Genomic DNA, 23,437 nt, shown 5'->3' on the forward strand with positions numbered 1-23,437 from the left:
TTGGGTGGGGCGCAAGCCCCACTTTTTACCAATGAATAGAGAGGTGAAGGCAATGGAAACACAGGCATTTCATACTGAAGATGACAATCGGGTGTTCATTCCAGAAACATCGTACATTTATCGTGTTCAACATCGCATAATGGAGGGGGATTGCCAGTGTGATCATGGCCCATTTCTAGTTACAGTGCAGGCTTTTTATATGGACAAATACCCTGTTACGAACGAGCAATACAAAGAGTTTCTTGATGTGAGCGGCTATTATCCAGAGGACAGTCACAATTTCATCAAGCATTGGCAAGAAAATGGTATCCCTCCAGGCAAGGAGAAACATCCGGTCATTTGGGTCAGTCAAGAGGATGCAAGAGCTTATGCAAAATGGAAAGGCGGAAGACTTCCGAAGGAGACGGAGTGGCAGCTCGCGGCGGGAGGCAACCAGAAATTGAAGTGGCCTTGGGGCGATCAATATAACGCCGATAAGTGTCATTCTTCTGGTTTCGATACGATGCCGGTTGATGCCTTTTCCGCAAGCATTAGTCCTTATGGCTGTGTTGACCTGTCCGGAAATGCCTGGGAATGGATGGATGACACTGTAAATGATGATCAGCACAAATTCACATTTTTACGGGGAGGATCTTACTATAAAGCACCACATACGTGGCATGCGGAAGGCGGTCCACATCCTACTGACTATCATCTGAAATTCCAACTGCTGAATGAAGGGTTAAACCGCTGCGAAACCGTTGGTTTCCGCTGCGTATACGAGGTGACACGATGATTCTGACCGATAAAGTGACGAACATAACAACGATTCAAAATGAGAAGATGGGGTTTGCTATCAAGCATGACGGCCATCTAATTCTGCATCAGGTATTTCACAGTGGCATCCCGCAGCGAGCTGAGTTGACATCTGAAGAAGCTGAATTGTTCACGATGGAGCTTGAAGGAGGATACATGCTTCCTTGCAGCCAGTGGCTCATTACCGGGATTGAGTCTGGCGGTGATCAAACGGAAGAACTAGTATCCGTTTCATTATCGATTCAATGCGGGCAGGATGAACTGATGGCCAAAGTCATTTTTCTTCATCATCTCGAGGAGCAATCGATTCGATACCTGATCCAGCTTGGGGCTAAGTGGGATGAATCAGGGCCCAAGGAAGTTTACTTGCACATGCCATTCCTAGCGAACCTTAGATTGGACGAAGAGCAGCCGAACCATTACTATTTTCCGTCCAATCCTCAAGCTAAACGAGATGGCAGCAGTATGATGCAGATGCACGTTGAGTTTACGATGCCGTTCGGAATTTTCCATCCCAATCAGCAGCATGGTTTGAGCTTGGAATTCCCCAATTTAAATGAATATTGGTTCATTTGGGTGCAAAATCGCAATATGGAATTACAACAAATGACATCACTTACGGAGCTTAAGCAGCACCGCTTATTACTTCGTCCTGACCCCGTGCCGGCGGATGTGATGGAAATCAAGTTCTCGGCGATTGAGCGCGGGTGGGTAGAGTTCTTCAACAACTGGAGGCAGAATGCCCGCAAGCTGATTTCCTTTAAAGAGTACGAGCGGCCGGAGTTGAAATGGTACAACGATATGTTTTTGCAGCATTTTACGTATATCTTCAGCAAAGAAGTTTATGACTTTGACAAGAAACAGATTGACGTGGAACGTTTACTTCAGCAAGGTGAAGCATTCGGAGGCTACGATTCTGTGCTGTTATGGCATCAGTATCCGCGCCTTGGAGTAGACAGCAGAAATCAGTGGGAGTTTTTCGGGGAGTTTCCTGGAGGCATGCTTGGATTGAAAAACACGGTTGAGCAGTTTCATCAGCGCGGTGTAAAAGTATTTTTACCTTTTAAACCGTGGGATATTGGCTTTGATGAGTCTGTGAAGCAGTCCACCCTGAGTATCGTGGAGATCGTGAGAGAAACGAATATCGACGGCGTATTCCTAGATACGATGGACAGTGTTCCCGACAGTTTCCGCGATGCGGTTCATGAAATCAAACCTGACTTCGTTTTCTGCTCTGAAGGGCGCCCGAAAAAGAAGCATCAAATTGAAATCATCACTGGTTCGTGGAACCAGTTTAAGAATAAAGAATCAATGCCGGAGACCGATATCTTCCGATATGTGATGACCGAGCATTTTTCACCGATTATTTCGCGGTGGCACGTTGGCATCCGTAAGGATTTGCTCATTAAGCGGGCTATCTTTAATGGCACAGGCATACTGGTTTGGCAGGATGTTTTTGGCAGTTGGTTGCCCTATAACAAACTTCAACAGGCAGCAATTAAGAAGTGGAAGCACATTTGGCGGGAGCACAAGGCCAACTATCAGAGCTCAAGTGCTATCCCGTTATATCCCACTCTACAGAGTGGATTATATTGTAATTATTTCCCATGCGATGATGGGAAGAGCGTCATCTACTCGGTCTATAACGACACGAATGAAGAGATTCGTGGGGATTTGTTGACATGTACGAGCTCGGAAATCACGAGTGTAGAAGAGCTGTGGGATGATCTTCCGGTGCATGTGGAGCAGCTGGAGGGGTATGATCTTATTCGCGGAACTGTGAAGTCTAAAGAGTTGTCGATTATTAAACTTTGTTACTAGTGGCGGACGCCAAAAACAAAAGAGCTAAGCGGATTGAAATCGCTTAGCCCTTTTTTACCTCAATCCACCAACCGCAAAAGCTCAGCCTTCACACTATCGTAAGCGTTCCGATCGCCTTTTTTAGCATAAAATCGAAGGCCATCTACGCCTTTGAAAAGCAGCGCGCACTTCAGCCGCTCCTCGAAATGAGGAATGTCTCGCCCCTCACTAGCCCAAGCGCTGCGCACCATTTCTGGAAATTGCAGTTGTGGCGTCCAGAGATGCTGCGTCGCCAAGTCGAACACGAAGTCGCCATAGAAGGCCATCTCCCAGTCAACGATGCCCGTGACACGATGCCCGTCCGTCAACATATTTCCCAAATGGAAATCACCGTGCACGAGATAACGCTGCTGCGGGGAGTATGTGGATAACTCTATCATAATGTCATATAGGCGCTGGAAAACGTCTTTCTCCAAGAAAGTGTCCGCGAACAGATCATACCAGTTATGCCAAAAGCCAGTCTGCTCCTCCCGAAAGAAGGAAGCCAGGAAATCAGGCCAACTCTCGTGAGTGCCGTCACCCGAAGGTTGAATCCAGCCATACCCGTTGGTTTGACCAAGCTGGACTTCATTCATTATTTTAAAATGCTGAACAAGATCGGGAAGAATCTGCTTGATTTCGGCTTCCACATAGGAAATGATGGTGCGTCCCGGTACCTTTTCAGCAATGGAATAGCATAGATCTTCGTTCACACGGCCAATCTCCATAACACGAGGAACCGGCAGGCACTGAGACGAGAATGTTTCATGCACATAACGCTCTCTAACAAAACCTTCACTGCCACTATTAAAATGAATGATAAATTCCTCATCGTGCTGACTGTAGCTGAACACTTTGCTCACTTCGCCCTGCTCGATCGGCCGTACATCGGTAACCGGCTTGTTCAAAATCTGCTGCAAGAAAGCTTCTGCTGATCTGGTATCCATGTTGGGTTTAATGCCGGACATTGCCATCACCTTCCCTTATTCATCCTATGTTTGTTATTCGCAGCCTGGCTATATGATACATGAAAGCAGGATACTTCCTAGTCTATCACGAAAATCTGTAGCAGGAAAAATAAAACAATTCGACATGCGATTATTTTAAAAGGAGTGAACAATGAACTTATTTCATTTTAGTGAAGAAAGCGGAATTAGTGTGTTTGGAAGAAGTTCGCGCATTTGAATTAGGATAAGAATTTGGTCTCACGAATCAATACTGACAGCACGCTGTCAGGGTATCTCCTGTATGATTAAGGTAACAATGAGAAAGGCCAGCCAGTAAGCATTGAGCCGAAGGAAAGAAGGAGAGATTGCTATGACACAACAAATACGGAACATGTACGATTACCATGTATGGGCAAATCAAACGATGCTGAATCACTTGAAAAAACTGGGCCAGGACATTTACACAAGGGAGATTCAAAGTGTTTTTCCTACAGTGTCTAAGACCATCGCTCACATTTATGTTGTGGATTCCGGTTGGTTGGATATGATGAACGGTAAAAGCATGAAGGAAGCCATGGCGGATTCGACCCAATTGACGGCTGACGCGGAAACCAAGAGCATCGAGGAAATTGAAATCATGTATGCTCAATTGGCAGACAGGTTCAAAACATTTCTGGATGCGCAAGAATCATTGGAGGAAACGATTGTACTAGATAATCCTTATGCCGGGGTGCGCGATACCAGCCGCGCGGAAATGCTCCTTCAGGTGGTCAATCATGGCACCTATCACCGAGGAAATATTACAGCGATGCTGCGCCAAATAGGGCACGCCTCTGTGATGACGGAGTACGCGCTGTTTTGGTACGCTGGATAAATGAATCGTGTTACTTCCAATTTTCAAGAGCTTCAATCGCATAATTCAGCTCAACATCTTGTCCTCGCATATACTTTTCTTCGAAAGTCTGTTCATTTAAGGGGATCTTAATATCGGGAATTGCCCCTCCGAGTCCCTTATCGTCACTATCGCCTTGAATCATTTTTTCTTGATTCAGCGATCTGCCATCTGGCAATTGCAGGACGTAACCTTCCGGCATTTCAACTTCTATAGGGCTTGATACAACTCCAAATGAACCATTTGTTGATGTAAATCCGACAATTCGGGCATGGGGCAAGCCCTTAATTGCAATCGGTATACCTTCTCCAGAACTTCCAGTTCGTTGATTAATCAGAACAGCTAACTTTCCGTCATAGTAAGGCGTTATGGGTTTAATTGTGCGAGTTTCATTAGGGTTAATTTCAAATTTACCAGTCCTATGATTATAATAACTTACATATTCATAAAACTTCGGCTCTTTCACCAAATAACCTGCCATCGCAGTAACCAGGTCATCATCTCCCCCCGGATTGTCACGAACATCAATAATCAGGCCTTTTATTTGTTTTTCATGAAACTCTTTTAAGAGGTTTCCCAATACTTGTTCCGGATGAGGCATGGTCGCACTTGGAAGAAAGTATCTAATCTTCACGTAGCCATATCCGTTACTTAGAACTTTGCCCTCTACAGGCGCATCCGTTTCTTTTAATTTTACTCTTGTCTTCTTTAGTGTCTCGTAATTGTCGTCATATGCCGTTAAAGTTGCTTTTTTTATTTCAGTATCGCCTTTGTTTTTAAAAGTCACTTGGATGTCCTTCCCAATTGGCGCTCTTACCATAAACCTTCCTTGATTATCATTCCGGTCTCCATCCGTAGCCATCGGGTTTTCGCTCCAGTTGGTAGCACGATAAGCTTCTCGTGCCTCTTTTCCATCCCAGGAAATGATCTCCGCCCCAAGCTTGATGCCGCTTTTGTCAGCGGGACTGCCCGCTAAAAGTAAACTGACCAATACCTTGCCTTGATCTAATTGAATCGTACTAAGACCAACGCCGCCGCCGACTTCTTGTTTGAAAACCAGATTGTCATCGTACAATTTCTCATTCACGATTTTGACATGCCCGTCTCGAAAAGAATAAAGATATGATCTTAACGTTTTATAATATAAATCTTTATTCTTTTGCTGCTCTGCTTGTTGAAAAAGGGGTTCGTACTTATCTCTCAATGCCGTCCAGTTCACTTTTTTCCATTCACCAAAAGGGTATTCTCTGGAGAGTCGCTCGTTCAATTGTACAAAGGCTTGGGGATAACTCAATTTGCTGAAATGGCTCACCGGATTGAAATGAGACTCACCTGCCAACATCATGGATAGGACAAGAGGGGTGAAACCAATTAGACATAGGACGACTCTTAGAATTCTGTATTTGGGCATAGGGATGCGTCGAACAGGTTTAAATACTTTCTTGACTGTACATAAGAAAAGTACCGCGGTTACAGCGTAGAGTAACAAAGCCAGAATAGTTGTATCACCATGTAACACACTTGCAATTGCGATAAGGAGGCCAGCGCTGGGCAGAAAATCAAACCATCTACCATATTTTTGAATAGGTATTGCATACCACACCAAAACAATGAGATCGATAGCAAGTAATAGTAATTCATAATCAGTGAACCATTTCAATGAACCAAACAGATTTCCAATAATACTCATTTCGTTATCTCCTTCATACCAAGCTTAGGTTGCTTTTTAAAGCTTAGAAAAGAAATATGAACGGAGCGTGAATGAGAAATACCAGTACCCTCAGGTACTGGCTGTCAGTTAAAGCTTATTTGGCGGGGAGATCGGAATAAGTACGGTGAACTTCGCACCTTGACCGACTGTGCTTTCTACTTCAATGTTTCCATGATGATTCACAATAATTTGCTTCACAATGGCGAGACCTAGACCGCTGCCCATGCTGTTACGCGATTTATCCGTTTTGTAAAAGCGCACGAAAATATGGCTCAATTCCTCAGGCTTAATTCCAATCCCTGAATCTTTAATGGTAACTGTATGCGAATGGCTATTTGTGAAAACTTCAATCCGAATCGTTCCATGATCAGGTGTGAATTTGATACTGTTTCCAAGCAGGTTAATCCACACTTGATTGAGCTGATCGTAATCCGCCGTGATTTTAGCGCCAATGGGCAGCGTCAAGTCGATCCGAATATGTTTGGCAGTCCAGAGCGGCTCGCAGGAAACAACAGCCTGTCGGATTTGTTCATCGAGGTTAAAGGTTTTTAAAACAAAAGGATGATGCGTAGATTCGAGGGAAGCAAGCTTGAGTAAATTATCGCTAAGTCGTGACAGTCTATCGCTTTCCATCAGAATGATATCCAAATACCGTTTCCGATTCTCAGGTGTTACCAGATGGTCAAGCTTCAGCGCTTTCGCAAAACCCGAAATGGAAGTTAACGGCGACTGGATCTCATGGGAAACATTTGAAACAAAATCCTGGCGCATCGTTTCTAACTGCTTAAGCTCACGAGCCGTCTCGTCGAAGCTTCGAGCAAGAATCCCTAATTCATCTTTTCGCTTAAGCTTTAATTTCACCTCGAAATCGCCCTTAGCAAGTTGTTTGGTTGCTTTGGTCAATAATTTAAGGGGCATCACCAGAAAACGGGCAGCAATAAGAATGCATAAGCTTCCAATAACGAGTACGAGTAGCAGAATAGTAATTAAAAATCGAAGTAGAGTCTTCTCATTTTTGGTGGATGAATGTAAAAAAAGGGCATAATTTTCACCATTGAACGCAAACGGAAGCCCGACATACATGGCTCCTTCAGCTTTAACTTTTGATCGGTATATATCACCTTTAAGCACCTGTTGGAGGGGGGCTTGGTCAATAGCAACAACCTGCCCTTTAATATCCGATCCGTATAATTTCATTTCACCAGAAATAGAGAAAATTTGAATCGGGTACGCGGTCATCTGGGATGCCTTCTCCATAAAAGCTTCCAGATCCTGAGGCTGCGTTTGTTGATAAAGCCCCACAATATTATTGCTTACCTTCATCATATCGTTCTGTCCGATTTCATTTAACTCTTTTTGAAATATGGCGACCCCGATAATGAAGGATGAAATTAATCCGATGACGATTGCAGCTAAAAAGGTTAGCACCACACGGACATATAAACTCTTCATTGTGGAACAACCACAAGTCTGTATCCAAGACCTCGTGTTGTTTCAATATAGAAATGCTTGATATCGCTGGCAAATCTCTGTCGCAGCCTCTTGATGTGCACATCCACGGTCCTGTCGTCGCCTTCGTAGTCCATCCCCCAAATTTGAATGATAAGTTGCTCCCGTGTGAAAATTTGGCCTGGATGACTGGCTAGCTTGAACAGCAATTCGAATTCTTTTAAAGGTAGTGAATGTTCCTCTTTTCCGCGAACGACTTTGTAAGTGTTAAGATTCAGCACAATGTCACCCAGTTGTATGAGCTTGGAGGAGAATATCCGGGAGCGTTTCAACAGCGCTTTGACTCGCAGCACAAGCTCTACCGGATCAAATGGTTTCGCCAGATAATCGTCTGTCCCGAGCTGAAAGCCTTTCACCTTATGTGCGGATTCTCCTTTCGCCGTCACCATTAAAAGGAGGATATGAGGATTCTGATTTCTGATTTCTTTGCATAAATCCCAGCCATCCAGCAGCGGCATCATAATATCAAGGATGACAAGTTCAACGACTGTATCTTCCAGCACCGAGAGCGCTTCTTGTCCATTTCCTGCTTCAATAATGTCAAACCCTTCATTTTGCAAAAAAAAACTCATCAGCTCACGAATATGCCGGTCATCATCGGCAATAAGTATTTTGGTCACTTGTATACGAACTCCTTTTGAAAACCATTTTCGAGTTTCTTATCTATGCGCTGATCTTGAAAAGTGCTACTTAAACCAGCCCTTTTTCCAGAACCAGGCGAACATGCCAAGACCTATGCCGAACATGATGATGAGAATAGCAAAATACCCCCAGTGCCACTCCAATTCGGGCATATAGGCAAAATTCATCCCGTATAATCCGGCAACGAACGTCAATGGCATGAAAATCGTGGTTATGACCGTCAATGTTTTCATAATTGAATTCATTCGATTGGAGTTCAAGGAGATGTAGCTGTCGCGCATATCGGCCGTCATGTCTCGGTTGGATTCAATCATCTCAGAAAGTTTAAGCAAATGATCATGAATGTCCGTGAAAAATACAATGTGCTGGCGAAATTGTTCAATTCGATCAGTATTGATGACCCTGTACAGAAGATCGCGCATAGGCACAATGGTCCGGCGTATTTTTAGCAGCTTGGAGCGGATTTCAAAAATATCATTCATGAGCACCTCAATGCTCTCAGAGTGCACATTATTTTCAATCTCGTTGAGTTGATCCTCTAATTGATATACACTCGGGAAATACTGATCAACCAAATTGTCGAGCACTAAGTAGGCGGCATAAATATGGCCTTCGCTTCGCAAGTTTTCAAGCTCGGACAGACGACACCAGGCATCCTCAATTTCTCTGGAATCATGTAGATGGAACGTGACGATGAAGTTGTTTCCCAGAAACATATCCACTTCTTCCGCATCTAGTGTCTTAGCATTCATCGCGTGCATGACAAAGAAATGGACATTTTCGTAATGGTCCATCTTCGGTCTTTGCAGCAAATAGAAGCAGTCTTCGATGGCTAATGGATGAAAATGGAAATGGTCTTTTAACTCCAATGCTTCTTCTTCGCTGGGATTATGAAAGTCAACCCAATACCACTTAATACTGGCGTCGTCGAGCTGGCGAAGAGGGATATCATGATGTACGGTATTATCGGTTGTAATCGCTAGAGATCGAATCATAATAAAACTCCTAGGTTCAAATACGTTATTAACTTCTTATTTTACCATACAATGACATGAAGTCAGAATTTCCTGGGCAATAATCAGGCGATTTTTGTCTAATTACAGAATAAAGTAACAATAACAAATTTTTTGTAACACAATTGGAATATTTCTGTTACAGTCCTCTAATATTCGTGGGGTATTATAATAAACAAGACCCCCTTTTTTAATATAAACTTTGGACCTGGCCCCGTTGGCTAGGTCCCTTTTTTTAGGGATCGGAGGTGCAGCTTGTGTCAAAGCCCTTAGTTATTATAGTCAATGGTCTTCCAGGTACAGGAAAAACGACGCTAGCGAAGCGCCTTGAACAAGACCTGCGTTTACCTTTATTCTCGCGGGACGGTATATATGAAACCCTTTATGATGCGTTAGATTGCGAGAGGCATGGATGCCCTCCATTGATGGCACCTGCTGCTTTTACTATGCTTTACTCCGTAGCAAGCACCTTGTTAGCAGCAGGCCAATCCATGATCATTGAAGGTTTTTTTGGCCGACCTGAGTTAAGAAGCGCTGAATTTCTGAAATTACAGGATGCTTACGGATTCGAGCCTTTTCAAATCTTGTGTAAAGCGGATGGGAAAGTACTTCTAGAGCGATTCCTTACGCGTATGGGGGCAAAAGAACGCCATGCCGCTCACTCTGACTTGGCATGGATTGAGCAGGAAGAAAACAAGCAGCGGATTTTGTTCGGGCATCTTACTCCGCTAACTCTTGGCGGTACAATCGTAGAAATTGACACAACCACTCCTGACGGTTTTGATTATGTTTTTGTTATGAAATCGATTCAGACAGCTTTGTTGAACTCTCAAACCATCTAAATTAGAAAACGGGGGAACAGCCAGCATGCAAGATATGATGCTTCCAGCAGAATTGTCGAGATTGATCAGCGGTTACGAATGGCAACGAATCACCCTCGGTTTATCCCAATCTCAAACGTACTTATTGTCAGGTGCCACATCGAATTTATACATAAAAATCCAATCCCTAACTGCAACTGAAAGCCTTCATCGTGAGAAAGAACGGTTAGTCTGGCTGCAAGGCAAGCTGCCTGTCCCAGAGATCGTGTATGATGGAAAAGACGATGCTAATGAATTCTTGCTAATGACCGAGATCGAGGGAATCAATGCCTCGGATAAGTCCTATGAAAGCATGCTGCCGCAATTAATGCAGCAATTGGCCATTGGTCTAAGAACTATACATGAAATACCCGTTGAAGGATGTCCTTTTGACCAAACGCTGGATGCGAAGATCGTGGAAGCCAGGAGACGAGTGGAGCAGCAGCTTGTTGATGAAGAAGATTTTGACCGGCAAAGAGAAGGACGCAAAGCGGAAGATTTAGCGCAGGAGCTTGTGCACCTGAAGCCGGAAACCGAGGATTTGGTTTTTACGCACGGGGACTACTGTTTACCCAATATCATCCTCAAGGATGGAAGCGTTCACGGTTTTATTGATTGGGGCAGGGCAGGAATCGCAGATCGATATCAGGATGTAGCCCTGGCAATCCGAAGTATAGGGTATAACTTTGGCAATGCGTATGTGCAAGCTTTCCTTGATGCTTATGGACTAACAGCGGTAGATGAGGCCAAAGTCCACTACTATCAACTCATGGATGAGTTTTTCTAAATGAGAGGAACTACAGTCCCCCAAAAAAAGAGACCCAGCCGCCAAGGCCAGGTCCCTTCTTACTTATCGCTGCGAACGATAGATTTCCTTCACGATCCGGTAAGCCAGCTTAGGCTTGCGGTACTCATTCAGCAGTCCTTTGTTGTTAAAGCTCCGCGCGCGATCGCGGAAATAAGGGCGGTCACTGCGCACATCGACGCGGATATCGGCGAAATGCCAAATCAGCGTTCCGACGATGCGCGGATCCTCGCGGAAAATTTGCAGCGCCTGTTGCACAACGTCAGCCTGGTAGTCTTCGCTGAACAAGCGCGGTTCCCAGCCTGCGTCTCCGAAAATACCGGCAGCACCGAACTCGCTCATGATCAGAGGCTTGTCCCCAGCGCCTTGCGCTTCGGCATTGCGATAATAATTTTGCAGCATATCGCGGAATCCGTTTACGTTCCCTTCGTACCAGCCGTAATATTTATTGATGCCGATGACGTCGAAGTAAGAGAGGACAATATCTTCCACGGGGTGCATGGTAGCATAGGTGACTAGACGGCTTTTATCCATGCTGCGGATTTTACCCACAAACTTTTTCGTAAGCTCAAGCGCCTCCGTCGTGCGTGTATCAATTTCATTATGAGCTCCCCAGAAAATAATAGAAGGATGATGATAATCCCGGGTAATCATTTCATCCAGCATCTTAACGCCACGCTCTGCAAAGAGAGGGCTAGCCAGCGTTTCTGTACTCATAAAACAGCCCCACATCGGAATCTCGCTCCACAAAAGCATGCCGTGTTCATCGAGGAGATCCATCCAGAACTGGCTTTGCGGATAATGCGAGCCGCGCACGATGTTGCAGCCTAGATCTTGCAGAATAGAGAGGTCTTTCAGCATGAGCTTAGGAGGGAAAGCAAAGCCCCACTCTGGATGCTCTTCGTGTCTGTTAACCCCTTGCAGATAAAGCTGTTTCCCGTTCAAAAGGATCTGGCCATTGTCGACGGCAACGGTTCGGAATCCTGTACGGTCGATAAGATCGTCCTCACCAGCTTGTACGGTGAACGTGTACAGCTCGGGACTGCCCACATCCCATCTACGGATGTTAGCGAGGGTTCCGTGCAGGGTCAATTGTGTAGATTGACCTGCTAACAGATGTACAGTAACAGCTGGGAAAACGAGTCCATTTGTAGAGGCATTAACCTCGACTTCACTGTTTATGCCGCTGAGCGAGTTGACTTGTACTTGTAAGCTGATATCCGCTTGATCGCCTGTGAGATGATAATCAATTTTCATCGTATCAATATAGACATCAGGCAGCTCTTGTAACTCGACAGAACGGATAATACCGCCGTAAGAGTACCAATCCGCTACATCGGTTGGGAGTGTCTGCCAATCCAACGTGCTGTCTACGCGAATAATAAGTTCATGCTGGCCTTGGGCCAAATGCGGAAGCAGCATGCTGAACTGTGTATATCCTCCAAAATGATACCCGAGATGCTGACCATCTACATAGATATCCGCATGATGAAGAATGCCCTCAAAGATCAAACGAATGTTGCTATCTTGTGTTGTATCAAAATAAGTGCGGTACCAAGCAGCGCCAATGTATTCGAATAAGCCTAATTCATTATTCCAACAGGAAGGAACAACGAGCTTACGGGAGTCAGAAGGAAATTTCTTGTACCATTCTTGTGTAGTGCCCAAATTGCTTGGATCTGTGACAAAATCCCATAGACCATCAAGTGTGCGAGTTTTGCGAAGGATATGTTGTCCAAAAGTACGAATCAAAGGAAAAAGCCCCTTTCATGTCTGTTTCGTAAAGCGTATCATGGAGGAATGGGTATTATCTATGGATAAAGTATTTTATTATTTGTCAAAATCGCTTTGCAGGTGGTGGCTATATGGAATCGAAAGCTCACAGAATTTATCATCTTCGTCTGACATATGAGAAACTTCCCGTACCTGGCTGGAAGGATATTCGCAATACGATGGATGTTCATTCGCTTTACTGGATCATGAGCGGGGAGGGGGAATTTTCGCATTCGCCTGAAGAGGAGCCCATTAAAGTGAAGACAGGGACGCTGATCTACCTAAAGCCCGGTTTTTCTCTGACGATGTCATCTTCCACTGATCAACCGCTTTACATCCGGATGCTTTTATTTGATGCTTTTGATGTGCCTTACGAGCATGCGATCTGGCAAAAACCTGTGTATCTGGACACGCTGAACCTGCCTTTTATTAAACTGTACGCCCCGGAACAAGCGGTTTGGATTCATGAACAATTTAAGCAAATGTGGTCGATCCAGGGGACCGATCCGCATGAAAGACAAGCAGAGTTTCAATATGTGCTATCCAGATTGCTTCATTATATGAGAGATACGCAGGCGCCAACCGACCCGTATATGAAAGCTTTTCAGCAAGCGAAGTTTTGGATGGAAACCTGCTACAACCGTCCACTCAAGATGGAGGAGCTGGCGCGGAATTTTCACATCTCTGTTTCTCAATTACGGAAAATGTTCATGCAGCAAACCGGTATATCCCCCAAGGAGTACTTGAACCGAATTCGCAATGAGAAAGCCAAAACGCTGCTGCTGCTGACGGAAGAGCCGATGAAAGCGATCGCGGTGGCTTGCGGTTTTGCCGATGAGTTTCATTTTGGTAAAATGTTTCGGGCATGGAATGAAGTTTCCCCGGCTCGTTTCAGAGCTTTGTATAAATAGCTCGGTATCGGTTGTATATGCATTTTTATGGTAAAATGGTGTTTAAAATAAGATTTGGTTTGGGAGAGGGGCTTTACCGATGAGTGCCGAAATTGAGAAAAAATTTTTATTGCCTGTATTTCCTGCAACTAAATTGGAAAATCAAGAAATTAAGCTAGTATCCAAGCAGTACATTTATCAAACATATTTAGCTTTTTCGGAGGATCAGGAAATTCGGGTGCGTCAGCTGGTTGATAGCTCTGGCGAGTCGCATTTTACACATACGTTCAAATCCGGTCACGGGATGGTTCGGGAGGAAATTGAGTACAACATCTCTGAGACTGTCTATAAGCAGCTGTTGGACCACACGGGTTTGATCCCGTTAGAGAAGATTCGTACTACGGTTGAACATGCGGGGCTATACTTTGAAATTGACGAATACAAGCAAGTAGATTTAGCGGTGGTTGAGGTCGAGTTTCCAAGCATCGAAGCAGCTGAGCAATTTGAAGCACCTGCGTGGTTCGGGCGTGAGCTGGGCTCAGAGGACGAATTCCGTAACAAGTCCATGTGGGTTGCATTGCAGAAAAAGTCAGCCATGGGGGATTAGAGGACATTTGAAGGAGGATCATCTCATTTTGGACATAAGACGATTAGGGGAGCGGGATGTGCCGAAGGTGCAAGCACTTATGGTGGATGTGGTTTCACGGCTGCCGTCTGGCGCTCTGTATTCGATGGATCGTTTGGAAGGGCTATACGAAAAAGTTGAACAAAAAGGTGAGATGTACGGCGCTTATCAGGGGGATACACTTGTTGCTTATACGGTGATCGCATTCCCTGGGCTAAGCGCCAGTAATCTCGGACGTGAGTTTGGCGTGCCGGAAGCAGAATTACCAAGAGTTGCTTCGCTGGAAGGCACCATTGTCCACGAATCGGCGAGAGGACAAGGACTGCAGCGTCATTTCCATGGCTGGAGAGAACAGCGCGCGCGGGAGAAAGATATGCTGTACATATATGCTACTGTTCACCCAGACAATGTAATAAGCCGACGAAATCTAGAATCAGCTGGATTAACGCTGCAATTCTCCCGCCCGATGTACGGTGGTCTACCGAGGCAGTGTTATGCTAAGAAGCTATTTTGAAAGAGCTAGCTCTCTGACTTTTTTCCATTCGCCTAATTGCTTTTCCAAGTGCTCGACTAGCGTATTGACATCGTTCAGAAACTTGTCTTTTTCGCTGTTGTCGAGCTTGGTAGCATCGTTCTGTAAATCGCTCTCGCATGGAGCTTGTACAACGGAGAGTAGTTGCTGCAGTTTAATTTGAATAGGAGCCATTGCCATTGTCGCAGTTGTCGAAGTCTCATCTTGTTGAGATTGGCTGCTTGGCGAGGATAGCCCGCTTTGTTCCGCCAGAGGCGTATCGATTGCCGTGCTGGCTTTTTCTGCTTTTTGCGCTTTAGTTGGAGCCTTTGCGGGAGCAGGTTTAGCCCGTTCTGCGCGGTTGTTTTGAAAAACAGACCACGTTTCGACCAATTCGTGCCCCGATTTGTACAAAAGCTTCCCTTTGGTGCTCTCCGAAATATCTTTATCCTTGAACATTTTTGCGATTTTTTTCACGTCGCTAACCGGCATTTCGTCTCTCGCAATAATCAAGGCAAGCGGATCGCGATACTCGATGGCCAAATCTTTGATTGGCAGCAGCTGATCTTCTGTCAGCTTGTCCTTGCGAATTTCTGTGCCGCTAACGATCAGCTTTTTGACGGCGTTGCCGAATTTTAATAGATCACATTTATTTTTGATGTAAGATTCAGGTTTACCCAGTTTACTGGAGAGGTACTTAATTGAAGAACTGAATTTCGCATCGTTCATCAGCTTATGGAAAGCCTCGGCTTCCTCAATCGGGGAAAAGCCTTCCCGCGTCAAGTTCTCCGCAATTTGCTCCAAATAGATTTCCATCTCATCTGTAACCGTAGATACAATACAGGACATGGTTGGCTTTCCGAGCATTTTACTAGCTTTATACCTGCGGTTCCCATAGATGATTTTGTAGCGGTTGTTTGCCGTCGTTCTTACTTTAATCGGAGAAAGCAAACCAATTTCCTCAATACTTTTCATGAGTTCTTGAAGAGCTTCTTCATCGAACTGATATCTGGGCTGGTCTGTGTCTTCATCAATTAATGCGATAGGAATTTCAATAATATCCATAACATATCTCCAATCGTTCAGGTTTCATCTAAAGCTCGACATTGCGTTGTTTAAACTCCGTAGGGGTCAATCCAGTAACAGCCTTGAAATTTCTGCAAAAATAATGAATGCTGGAATACCCTAATTTCATCGCAACAGCTTCAATGGTGGGTTCCTGCAGCAAAAGCAGCTGCGCTTGTTTCACTCTTTCCAGAACCAAATAGTGCTTCGGGGCATAGCCGGTTGCTTCGCGGAACAGCTCTGCGAAGTAAGTGGGATGGTAACCGCTTATAGCAGCAAGCTCGGGCGTTGACCAATTTCGGGACGCATCTTGCTGAATCGCCTCAATGGATGCAGCAATTTTGCTGTGCTCGGTTGCAGCGCGAAAACGTTTGTCCATTTGGTAACGTAACAAGGACGTAAGAATTTGAATGAGATAACCGCGAGCAATCGAACCATAACCAGGCTCCTGATGAACGAATTCCTTGGCAATCCGCGCGAACAGGCTTTCCAGCTGCGTAAACTCATAGAAATGCCACATATCCACGTCTCCGTGACCTTCCACATGAACGGTGTAGGTTTTGGCAGGTCTTACCAACTGATCTCTCGTATGTAAAATGATGGTCGGTTCTGGATGAATAGCTTCACTCGAGGCGGAGTCCCAGCTAAAATGGATGCTGCCCAGTGTCGAGGGACCGCTTGATGAAATGGCCAAACGATGCGGCGTGTCTGAACCATAGAACAGGCAATTCCCCGGCAGTAAATTCAGGCATTTCCCTGCGAATTCAAAACTGGCAGAACCAGCTACCAAGAGGATGAGCTGGCAGTCAGGAATCGTGCGTGGACCCCAAAAAGTACCCGCTGGAGCTTGAAAATAATTACTAAAGTTAACCGTAGGACGCAGATTTCCGAGTGATCCGAGATGAGTTTTCATTGGACATCCCCCCACAAGGGTGTGACTTGCCTCTATTGTTTCACACTATCTGTGAAAAGTGCAAGACCTATTCCGACTCGAAGCTATTTGCTATATCCTAATTTTGGAAGTCGTGTAATTCGAATAAAAAAGATTGATCTAGTGGTTCGCAGATGGAATAATAGAGAGGAATCATGTCGAATTATGACGTAAAAGTTTAGGATTGACGGGAGCAGAGTCGCATGAAAACGATGCAATACACAATAATAGCTCTAGTTTTCATCCTATTGGTCTCTTCCTCTGAGTTTGTTCTCGGTAAGTATAAAGACTCCTTATTTAATGAGCTTAGAATGACCGAACAGTCGCAATTATCCTCGAGGGCTTTGGTATTGCAATCCGTGATTGACCGTAATTTTAACCTAATGGTCAGTTTAGAGGCCTATGTCAGTTCTAACTACTTGGAAAACAAAGACGACCAAGAAGTTTTGAATTACATTGCTTCACTGTATCTTGGCGCTCAAGCTTCTACACTTAATTTAATTATCGCGCCCAAAGGGATTGTGAAAGCCGTTTTTCCCCTTAAGGGCAATGAAAGCATAATGAATTGGGATTTGTTGAACGATCCTAGGGTGAATGTGCAGCAGCAAATTTTACATGCTCTTCAAACTAAGAAAATGACCATGGATGGTCCGTTTAAGCTCCTGCAGGGGATGAACGGGTTAGTTGCGCGCAAAGCGATTTACCAAGAAGGAGAATTCTGGGGATTCGTATCTGTTGGAGTCGATGTGGATCAGTTGCTTGCTGAAGCGGGCATGAAGAACGGGGATCCAAGAAATGATCGACTAGCCATCCGTAACCCAGGTCAACCTGCCTTTTTTGGCGATGACTCGGTTTTCCAAGCAAGACACACGAAGGCCGTTATTGAGCTTGCGGATAATAATTGGGAGCTGGGTGCGCTTCCTCCGAGCAGTGCGGCTCAGAGCATCAATCAGCAGATTGTAGTGACGCGAGCTTCATTCATTACGATATTGGTGCTCGGTTTGCTCTTCTTCCTTTATATGGTTAGGCAGCGGAACACGTTAAGCAAGGCTGTCAATGAGCGTACGCAAGAACTGCAGCTCGCCAATGAAGATTTGACGGCAGTGAACGAGGAGCTGCTAGCCGGACAACAGGAGTTGCAGGATTCGACCAAAAGGCTGCTGGAATCGGAACAAATGCTTTCTTATCTGGCCTACCATGATGTGCTGACAGGGATTCATAATCGTGCGTATTTTCAAATGGTATTGAAGGAACAGATCGTCTACAACGAAATCAATCATACTTCGCTGGCGGTGCTGTTTTTTGACTTGGATAATTTTAAAATGGTCAATGATTCGCATGGTCATCATATGGGCGATCTGATGCTGCGTGAAGTTGTAAACCGGATTCAGCAATCCGCGCTCCGCTATCACACATTCGCCAGATTCGGCGGGGATGAGTTCGCGATTCTGCTCGAAGATTGTCCAGATGAACAGGACGCACAGGACTTCTGCGAGCAGTTAATTGAGATCATGAAGCCGCCGTGCCTAATTGCGGGTCGTGCTTTTTTCATCAGTGCAAGCATAGGGATTGTGCAATATCCTTACGGCGGAGTGACCTGGGAATCACTGCTTAAAAATGCGGATATCGCGATGTATATCGCCAAAAAAGAGAGCGGCAGCTCCTACAGCTTCTTCGATAAGCAAATGGCGATGAATTCCGTATCAAAGCTTGAAATGGAGAACCACCTTCGTCAGTCCATGGATCGGAACGAACTTGAGATTGTTTATCAACCTCAGGTTGATTGCATACTAGGTAAAGTCATTGGTGTTGAAGCCTTGTTGCGCTGGAAACATACGACGAAGGGATACATTTCCCCTTCCGAATTTATTCCGATTGCTGAAGAAATGGGGTTCATCGTGGCCATCGGTGAGTGGGTGATGCGGGGAGCATGCCTGCAGATGAAGGCTTGGCATGACATCTTGGAAGAACCGCTCACGATATCCGTTAACCTCTCCGTTAAGCAGCTGAACGATGATCGGTTTGTCGATAAAGTCATTCAAATTTTGGAAGAGACAGGTCTAGATGCGAAGTATCTGGAAATTGAGATCACTGAAAATGTCGCGATGCGGGATGATCAGTTGGAGGCTCTCGGCCGTTTACGCAAGTTAGGTATTGCGATATCCGTTGACGATTTCGGCACGCATTATTCCTCGCTCAGCTATTTAAAAAGGTTTCCCGTTACCAAAATCAAGCTGGATCAATCATTTGTCCGCGGCGTGCAAACGGATGACAAGGATAGGGCTATGATCAAAGCGATCATCTCTGTGGCCAAATCATTTCAACTGCAAATCATTGCTGAAGGCGTTGAGACAGAAGAACAGGCGGTCTTCCTGGTTGCCAATGGTTGCAGTCAAATTCAGGGCTACTACTTCTTTCAACCCATGTCGGCCGATAGGGCGCAGTCCATGCTACAAGAGAGTTTGCAACCGAAGCTCGGTTTCATGAAAACAACTTAAACGAAAGAGGCTGCCCCGAGTAGAATAATCTACTTTTGGGACAGCCTTTTTTTATAGAGCGACAATTTGTTTTTGTTTATTTTTGAAATAAACCCAATGTTTGAAGCCGATCTCTTTCAGCGTTTTGCTCACTTCTTCCCAGTCATCGCCAACACGGCTTGGGATATGCGCATCAGAGCCGAACGTTACCTCAACGCCATAGTGAAGGGCTTGTTCTAACATCGCGTGCGAGGGGTACCAACCTCCAACATCTTTGGTCTTACCTGACGTATTGATTTCGATGGCTACACCGGACTCGCCAATGACTTTCAAAGTTTCGTTGACTGCTGGTGTCGGGATGTCAGAGAAAGCAGGATAAAAGCCTTTCATAGCATCAATATGCCCAAGGATGTTAAACATGCCGGAGCGAGCGGATTCTGCAATAAGACGATAGTACTCTTCTTTATGCTCGATTTTCTGTGCATCATTTAAATGTTTCCATCTGTTGCGATTGAAAATACTGACACCACCGGATAAGTGCACAGAACCAATAATGTAGTCGAACGGATATTTGGCGTACTCTTGACGGTAAACGTCAACGTGCTCAGGGAAATAATCGGATTCTACGCCTAACAATACATCAATTTTACCTTCGTATTCTTTTTTAAGCTGAAGCACTTCATCGATATATCTGGGAAATTCGCTTTTGGCCATGGCGATTAAAGGTTGTGCGTGATCTTCCGGACTTCCGAAATAAGGAGAGTGGTCCGAGATCCCAATCGCCTTTAAACCGCCGGCAATGGCGGCTTCGATATAGTCGCGAATTTTATCCTGGGCGTGCCCGCACCGGTCGTGATGGGTATGTAGGTCGAATTTCATACGAGAATACCTCCTAAGCCTGTTAGTTTATTCTGAGCCAAGAAATTGGGTTTCTGGCATACCTTTTAAATCTCGAAGGAACTGCTGCATAGCAGAATTTAAGTAACGTCCCGACTTATATACTACACCTACAGGATGGGTAATATCCAACTCATTTACTTTTACTATTTTCAAAGTGCCATGCCGCAGCTCATCCGCTACAGACAGCTTGGAAATGATGGCGACGCCGAGATTTAACTCGACCATCCGCTTCACTTCTTCACTGCTGGACAGCTCCATGACAATATGCGGTGAGACATCATAGTTTTTGAAAACTTGATCGACAAAGCGTCGCCCAGCGGTTTCTGGAGAAAGCATGATGAATGAAATATTGCGCAGTTTTTCAATGGACAAATGGGCGAATCGGCTGAGTGGGTGCTGCGTCGATACAACGAGCTCGAAATTGTCGTAATACAGCACGGAAGTTTCTAAGGCTTGATTTTTCTCGAATAAATAAGTAATCCCGATGTCAATTTGACTATTCTCAACAGAGGTCATAATTTGCGAAGATGTCATGGAGTGAATGGTCGTTTTGATCAAAGGGAATTGGTCTTGGAAATAAGAAAGCACCCGAGGTAAAATTTGCATGGCAATTGAGGTCGTCGTGCCGATGTGGATATGACCTTGAGGTGTTTGGTGTAAATCTGACAAGCGCTGCTTGAGGTCACTGGCGATCCGCAGCATTTTCTCAGCGTGCTCCAGGAATAGCTTTCCGCTATCCGTTAAAGTGACAGGCTGGTTGCGATCGATGAGAATCGTGCCGAATTCGTCTTCTAGGCTCTTAATTTGCGCGGAAACGGCAGGTTGGGTCAAGTTGAGAATTTCGCCAGCTTTGCGGAAGCTCATCGTCTTGGAAATCGTGAGCAACGTTTCCAACTGGTTCATATTCATGCGATTACCTCCTGCTATTCAAATTGTAATTACAAAAAAAATTTATCGAAATTGTAAAGGGCATAAAAACCTTTTCTAACCTTATTATATGATAGGAAGGAGGGGGTCGGCAATGTTTCCCGGAAAACACGGACAACGGCCTGTCGAATTTCGTTGCCATATACTCAAATTTGATTATAATAATTAGTATATAATAAATTGAATGATAAAGGAGATTCATTTCATGTCGTTATCACGCAAGTCTAACCCCACCTGGACAGTCGTCGGGTTGATGTTAGGACTTTTGCTGGCATCGCTGGATCAGACGATCGTTTCTACAGCGATGCCAACCATTGTGTCCAAACTAGGGGGGTTCAGCCAGTTCGTCTGGGTTTTCTCAGCCTATTTGATTGCTAACGTGGCAGCCATGCCTATTTTCGGAAAGCTCTCGGATATGTACGGTCGTAAGTTATTTTTCATCATAGGGATCATCGTATTCATGATCGGATCTGCCCTATGCGGAACAGCCTCATCGATGACTCAACTGATCGTGTATCGTGCGATCCAAGGTATCGGGGGCGGTGCCTTGATGCCCATTACATTTGCCATTATTTTTGACATTTTCCCACCGGAGAAACGGGGTAAAATGCAAGGGCTTTTCGGGGCCGTATTTGGTTTATCAAGTGTACTCGGTCCGATCATTGGCGCTTATTTCACGGATTATGTAACATGGGAATGGATTTTCTTCATTAATCTGCCACTTGGCATTGTGTCCTTGTTAGTCATTATTTTTTCCTACCATGAGAAAGTGGAGCACAGTAAGGCCAAAATCGACTGGAGCGGTACAATTTTACTGACAGCTGCGATTGTATCTCTGATGTTTGCACTTGAGCTAGGCGGTAAAGAATATGCGTGGGCTTCTTGGCAAATCATTAGTCTTTTCGCAGGGTTTGCTGTTCTCTTGGCAGTCTTCCTGACGATTGAAAAATATGCAGCTGAACCGATCGTCCCACTCGACTTGTTCAAGAATCGCCTGTTCACCGCAAGCATGGGTGTCAGCTTCGCTTACGGGGCTGTTCTGATTTCAGCGGGTACGTACATTCCTTTGTTTATTCAAGGTGTATTTGAGGGTTCTGCTACAAGCGCGGGTTCTACACTCACGCCGATGATGCTGGGTGTTGTTGTCAGCTCTGCGTTAGGCGGACGTTTCATAGGCAAATTCTCTTACCGCAATGTCATGTTGGTTTCCGCAGCGCTATTGATTGTTGCTACATCGCTACTGGGCGGCATTTCAATTGATTCCAAGCGCTGGGTCATCACGACTTTTATGATTCTAATGGGACTCGGTATCGGAGCTTGCTTCCCGATTACTTCTATGTCCGCTTTGCATAAAGTAGACTTCCGACGCAGAGGTACCGTAACTTCGCTTGTTGGCTTCTTCCGTTCCGTAGGTTCCGCCATCGGAGTTGCAGTATTCGGTAGTATTCAGGTAAACTCACTTAGAGATAACATTACAGAATCCCTACAAGATCCGGTTATGGCTGAAAAGTTTCATGATGCGCGCATCTTGCTGCAGCCTCAGGTTCGTGCGAATATTCCTGTTGATGTGCTGCATAAGCTGCTGACCGCACTTGCTGATTCCATTGCTGTTGTTTTTCAAACAACGATTGTTTTAGCTGTAATTGGACTCGCGTTTATCTTGCTTATGGGGAATGCGAAGCTGGAAGTAGGCAAAGCTCCTGTCAAAGGGAGTGCACCTGTAGGACACTAGGAGGAGAACCGCTATGTCGATGAAGCTCGTCATACTTGGTCTGTTGATGGAAGCCAATCGGCATACTTATGAGATTCGGCAAACGATGAAAGAAAGAGGCATGCATAATTATATGAAGCTGCAAGACGGCTCGCTTTATTATGCTATGGATCAACTGCGCAAAGACGGTCATGTGGAAGCACTTGAAGTTGTGCGCGATACGAATCGTCCAGAGAAAACCGTCTTTCAAATTACGGAGGCTGGGAAGCTTAAATTTCAAGAGCTGCTGATCGAGCAGTTTCATGAAGAAATCAAGCACTATCACCCGCTCTACGTTGCTCTGCCATTTTCCGTACATGGCGATCAGACCAAAATAGCCGATACGCTTGAAAATAAAATTATGGCCCAGAAAATGAGCATGAACAGAATGAAAAGCCTGTATGAAGAACATCAAAATACGGTTCCACGTGTTGTCTTACAGATGATGATTGGCACCTATAAACGTTCTTTCAGCGAGTTAAAATGGCTCGAGCAGCTGCAAAAGGATGCCCGAGAGGGGCGCTTGCAGGAAAAAGGCTCTCCTCCTGATGTGGACTGGGACCATTTAGATTGAT

21 protein-coding genes are annotated in these 23,437 nt (G+C 45.1%); 11 read left to right on the plus strand and 10 right to left on the minus strand.

Going from position 1 to position 23,437, the window contains the following annotated elements:
- Nucleotides 1-31 precede the first annotated feature (31 nt).
- Together AC58VC_RS24000 and AC58VC_RS24005 are read left to right on the plus strand one after the other, a co-directional pair.
- Nucleotides 32-775 (plus strand): formylglycine-generating enzyme family protein, encoded by a 744-nt coding sequence (locus tag AC58VC_RS24000; protein WP_497372053.1) that lies wholly within the window; start codon nucleotides 32-34, stop codon nucleotides 773-775.
- Nucleotides 772-2,616 carry a hypothetical protein gene (locus AC58VC_RS24005; RefSeq protein WP_497372055.1) on the plus strand — a complete coding sequence of 615 codons (1,845 nt, stop codon included), beginning with the start codon at nucleotides 772-774 and terminating at the stop codon, nucleotides 2,614-2,616. The genes AC58VC_RS24000 and AC58VC_RS24005 overlap by 4 nt, the downstream gene beginning before the upstream one ends.
- A 59-nt stretch (nucleotides 2,617-2,675) precedes the next feature.
- Here the strand turns inward: AC58VC_RS24005 and AC58VC_RS24010 are convergent, their stop codons facing one another.
- Nucleotides 2,676-3,581 (minus strand): phosphotransferase family protein, encoded by a 906-nt coding sequence (locus AC58VC_RS24010; RefSeq protein WP_497372057.1) that lies wholly within the window; start codon nucleotides 3,579-3,581, stop codon nucleotides 2,676-2,678.
- 370 nt (nucleotides 3,582-3,951) lie between these two features.
- Between AC58VC_RS24010 and AC58VC_RS24015 the strand changes: the two genes are divergently transcribed.
- Nucleotides 3,952-4,455: a DinB family protein gene (locus AC58VC_RS24015; RefSeq protein WP_497372059.1), complete on the plus strand. Its 504-nt coding sequence runs from the start codon at nucleotides 3,952-3,954 to the stop codon at nucleotides 4,453-4,455.
- Nucleotides 4,456-4,465: 10 nt separating this feature from the next.
- Here AC58VC_RS24015 and AC58VC_RS24020 read toward each other — a convergent pair whose 3' ends face one another.
- The 4 genes from AC58VC_RS24020 to corA all read right to left on the minus strand — a co-directional run bounded on the left by AC58VC_RS24020 (nucleotide 4,466) and on the right by corA (nucleotide 9,330).
- Nucleotides 4,466-6,163, minus strand: coding sequence for a S41 family peptidase (locus tag AC58VC_RS24020; RefSeq protein WP_497372061.1), 1,698 nt, complete (start codon nucleotides 6,161-6,163; stop codon nucleotides 4,466-4,468).
- A gap of 108 nt (nucleotides 6,164-6,271) precedes the next feature.
- Entirely contained in the window at nucleotides 6,272-7,636 is a 1,365-nt protein-coding gene (locus AC58VC_RS24025) for a HAMP domain-containing sensor histidine kinase (RefSeq protein ID WP_497372063.1), read from the minus strand.
- Nucleotides 7,633-8,313, minus strand: a complete 681-nt coding sequence (locus tag AC58VC_RS24030; protein ID WP_497372065.1) for a response regulator transcription factor — start codon at nucleotides 8,311-8,313, stop codon at nucleotides 7,633-7,635. Before AC58VC_RS24030 ends, AC58VC_RS24025 begins: the two co-directional genes overlap by 4 nt.
- Nucleotides 8,314-8,379: 66 nt before the next feature.
- Nucleotides 8,380-9,330: a magnesium/cobalt transporter CorA gene (corA, locus tag AC58VC_RS24035; protein WP_497372067.1), complete on the minus strand. Its 951-nt coding sequence runs from the start codon at nucleotides 9,328-9,330 to the stop codon at nucleotides 8,380-8,382.
- 275 nt (nucleotides 9,331-9,605) lie between these two features.
- On the opposite strand from corA, the gene AC58VC_RS24040 reads away from it, so the two are divergent.
- On the plus strand, nucleotides 9,606-10,190 hold the full coding sequence (locus tag AC58VC_RS24040; protein ID WP_497372069.1) for a P-loop nucleotide/nucleoside kinase family protein: 585 nt from the start codon (nucleotides 9,606-9,608) through the stop codon (nucleotides 10,188-10,190).
- A 25-nt stretch (nucleotides 10,191-10,215) separates the two neighbouring features.
- Nucleotides 10,216-10,995, plus strand: coding sequence for an APH(3') family aminoglycoside O-phosphotransferase (locus AC58VC_RS24045; protein WP_497372071.1), 780 nt, complete (start codon nucleotides 10,216-10,218; stop codon nucleotides 10,993-10,995).
- 63 nt (nucleotides 10,996-11,058) lie between these two features.
- Here the strand turns inward: AC58VC_RS24045 and AC58VC_RS24050 are convergent, their stop codons facing one another.
- The gene (locus tag AC58VC_RS24050) at nucleotides 11,059-12,765 is read right to left on the minus strand and encodes a glycoside hydrolase family 2 protein (protein WP_497372073.1); all 1,707 of its coding nucleotides are present in this window, start codon (nucleotides 12,763-12,765) and stop codon (nucleotides 11,059-11,061) included.
- Nucleotides 12,766-12,878: 113 nt separating this feature from the next.
- Here AC58VC_RS24050 and AC58VC_RS24055 point away from each other — a divergent pair, with 113 nt between their 5' ends.
- The 3 genes from AC58VC_RS24055 (at nucleotide 12,879) to AC58VC_RS24065 (ending at nucleotide 14,815) form a co-directional block, all read left to right on the plus strand.
- Nucleotides 12,879-13,697, plus strand: coding sequence for an AraC family transcriptional regulator (locus tag AC58VC_RS24055; protein WP_497372074.1), 819 nt, complete (start codon nucleotides 12,879-12,881; stop codon nucleotides 13,695-13,697).
- Between the two features lie 79 nt (nucleotides 13,698-13,776).
- Nucleotides 13,777-14,283, plus strand: coding sequence for a CYTH domain-containing protein (locus tag AC58VC_RS24060; RefSeq protein WP_497372076.1), 507 nt, complete (start codon nucleotides 13,777-13,779; stop codon nucleotides 14,281-14,283).
- 28 nt (nucleotides 14,284-14,311) lie between these two features.
- A complete protein-coding gene (locus AC58VC_RS24065; RefSeq protein WP_497372078.1) occupies nucleotides 14,312-14,815 on the plus strand; it encodes a GNAT family N-acetyltransferase in 504 nt (167 codons plus the stop codon).
- On the opposite strand, the gene AC58VC_RS24070 is transcribed toward AC58VC_RS24065, so the two are convergent.
- On the minus strand, nucleotides 14,807-15,877 hold the full coding sequence (locus AC58VC_RS24070) for a ParB/RepB/Spo0J family partition protein (RefSeq protein WP_497372080.1): 1,071 nt from the start codon (nucleotides 15,875-15,877) through the stop codon (nucleotides 14,807-14,809). The two genes, AC58VC_RS24065 and AC58VC_RS24070, sit on opposite strands and share 9 nt — an antisense overlap.
- A gap of 28 nt (nucleotides 15,878-15,905) precedes the next feature.
- Nucleotides 15,906-16,790 carry a helix-turn-helix domain-containing protein gene (locus tag AC58VC_RS24075; protein WP_497372082.1) on the minus strand — a complete coding sequence of 295 codons (885 nt, stop codon included), beginning with the start codon at nucleotides 16,788-16,790 and terminating at the stop codon, nucleotides 15,906-15,908.
- 221 nt (nucleotides 16,791-17,011) lie between these two features.
- Here AC58VC_RS24075 and AC58VC_RS24080 point away from each other — a divergent pair, with 221 nt between their 5' ends.
- Nucleotides 17,012-19,306: a bifunctional diguanylate cyclase/phosphodiesterase gene (locus AC58VC_RS24080; RefSeq protein WP_497372084.1), complete on the plus strand. Its 2,295-nt coding sequence runs from the start codon at nucleotides 17,012-17,014 to the stop codon at nucleotides 19,304-19,306.
- A 51-nt stretch (nucleotides 19,307-19,357) separates the two neighbouring features.
- Here AC58VC_RS24080 and AC58VC_RS24085 read toward each other — a convergent pair whose 3' ends face one another.
- Together AC58VC_RS24085 and AC58VC_RS24090 are read right to left on the minus strand one after the other, a co-directional pair.
- Nucleotides 19,358-20,164, minus strand: a complete 807-nt coding sequence (locus AC58VC_RS24085; protein ID WP_497372086.1) for a histidinol-phosphatase — start codon at nucleotides 20,162-20,164, stop codon at nucleotides 19,358-19,360.
- Between the two features lie 27 nt (nucleotides 20,165-20,191).
- On the minus strand, nucleotides 20,192-21,094 hold the full coding sequence (locus tag AC58VC_RS24090) for a LysR family transcriptional regulator (RefSeq protein WP_145657963.1): 903 nt from the start codon (nucleotides 21,092-21,094) through the stop codon (nucleotides 20,192-20,194).
- A 223-nt stretch (nucleotides 21,095-21,317) separates the two neighbouring features.
- On the opposite strand from AC58VC_RS24090, the gene AC58VC_RS24095 reads away from it, so the two are divergent.
- A complete protein-coding gene (locus AC58VC_RS24095) occupies nucleotides 21,318-22,844 on the plus strand; it encodes an MDR family MFS transporter (protein WP_497372088.1) in 1,527 nt (508 codons plus the stop codon).
- 13 nt (nucleotides 22,845-22,857) lie between these two features.
- Entirely contained in the window at nucleotides 22,858-23,436 is a 579-nt protein-coding gene (locus AC58VC_RS24100; RefSeq protein ID WP_497372090.1) for a PadR family transcriptional regulator, read from the plus strand.
- Nucleotide 23,437 lies beyond the last annotated feature (1 nt).

Source organism: Paenibacillus sp. J22R67, from assembly GCF_059692175.1.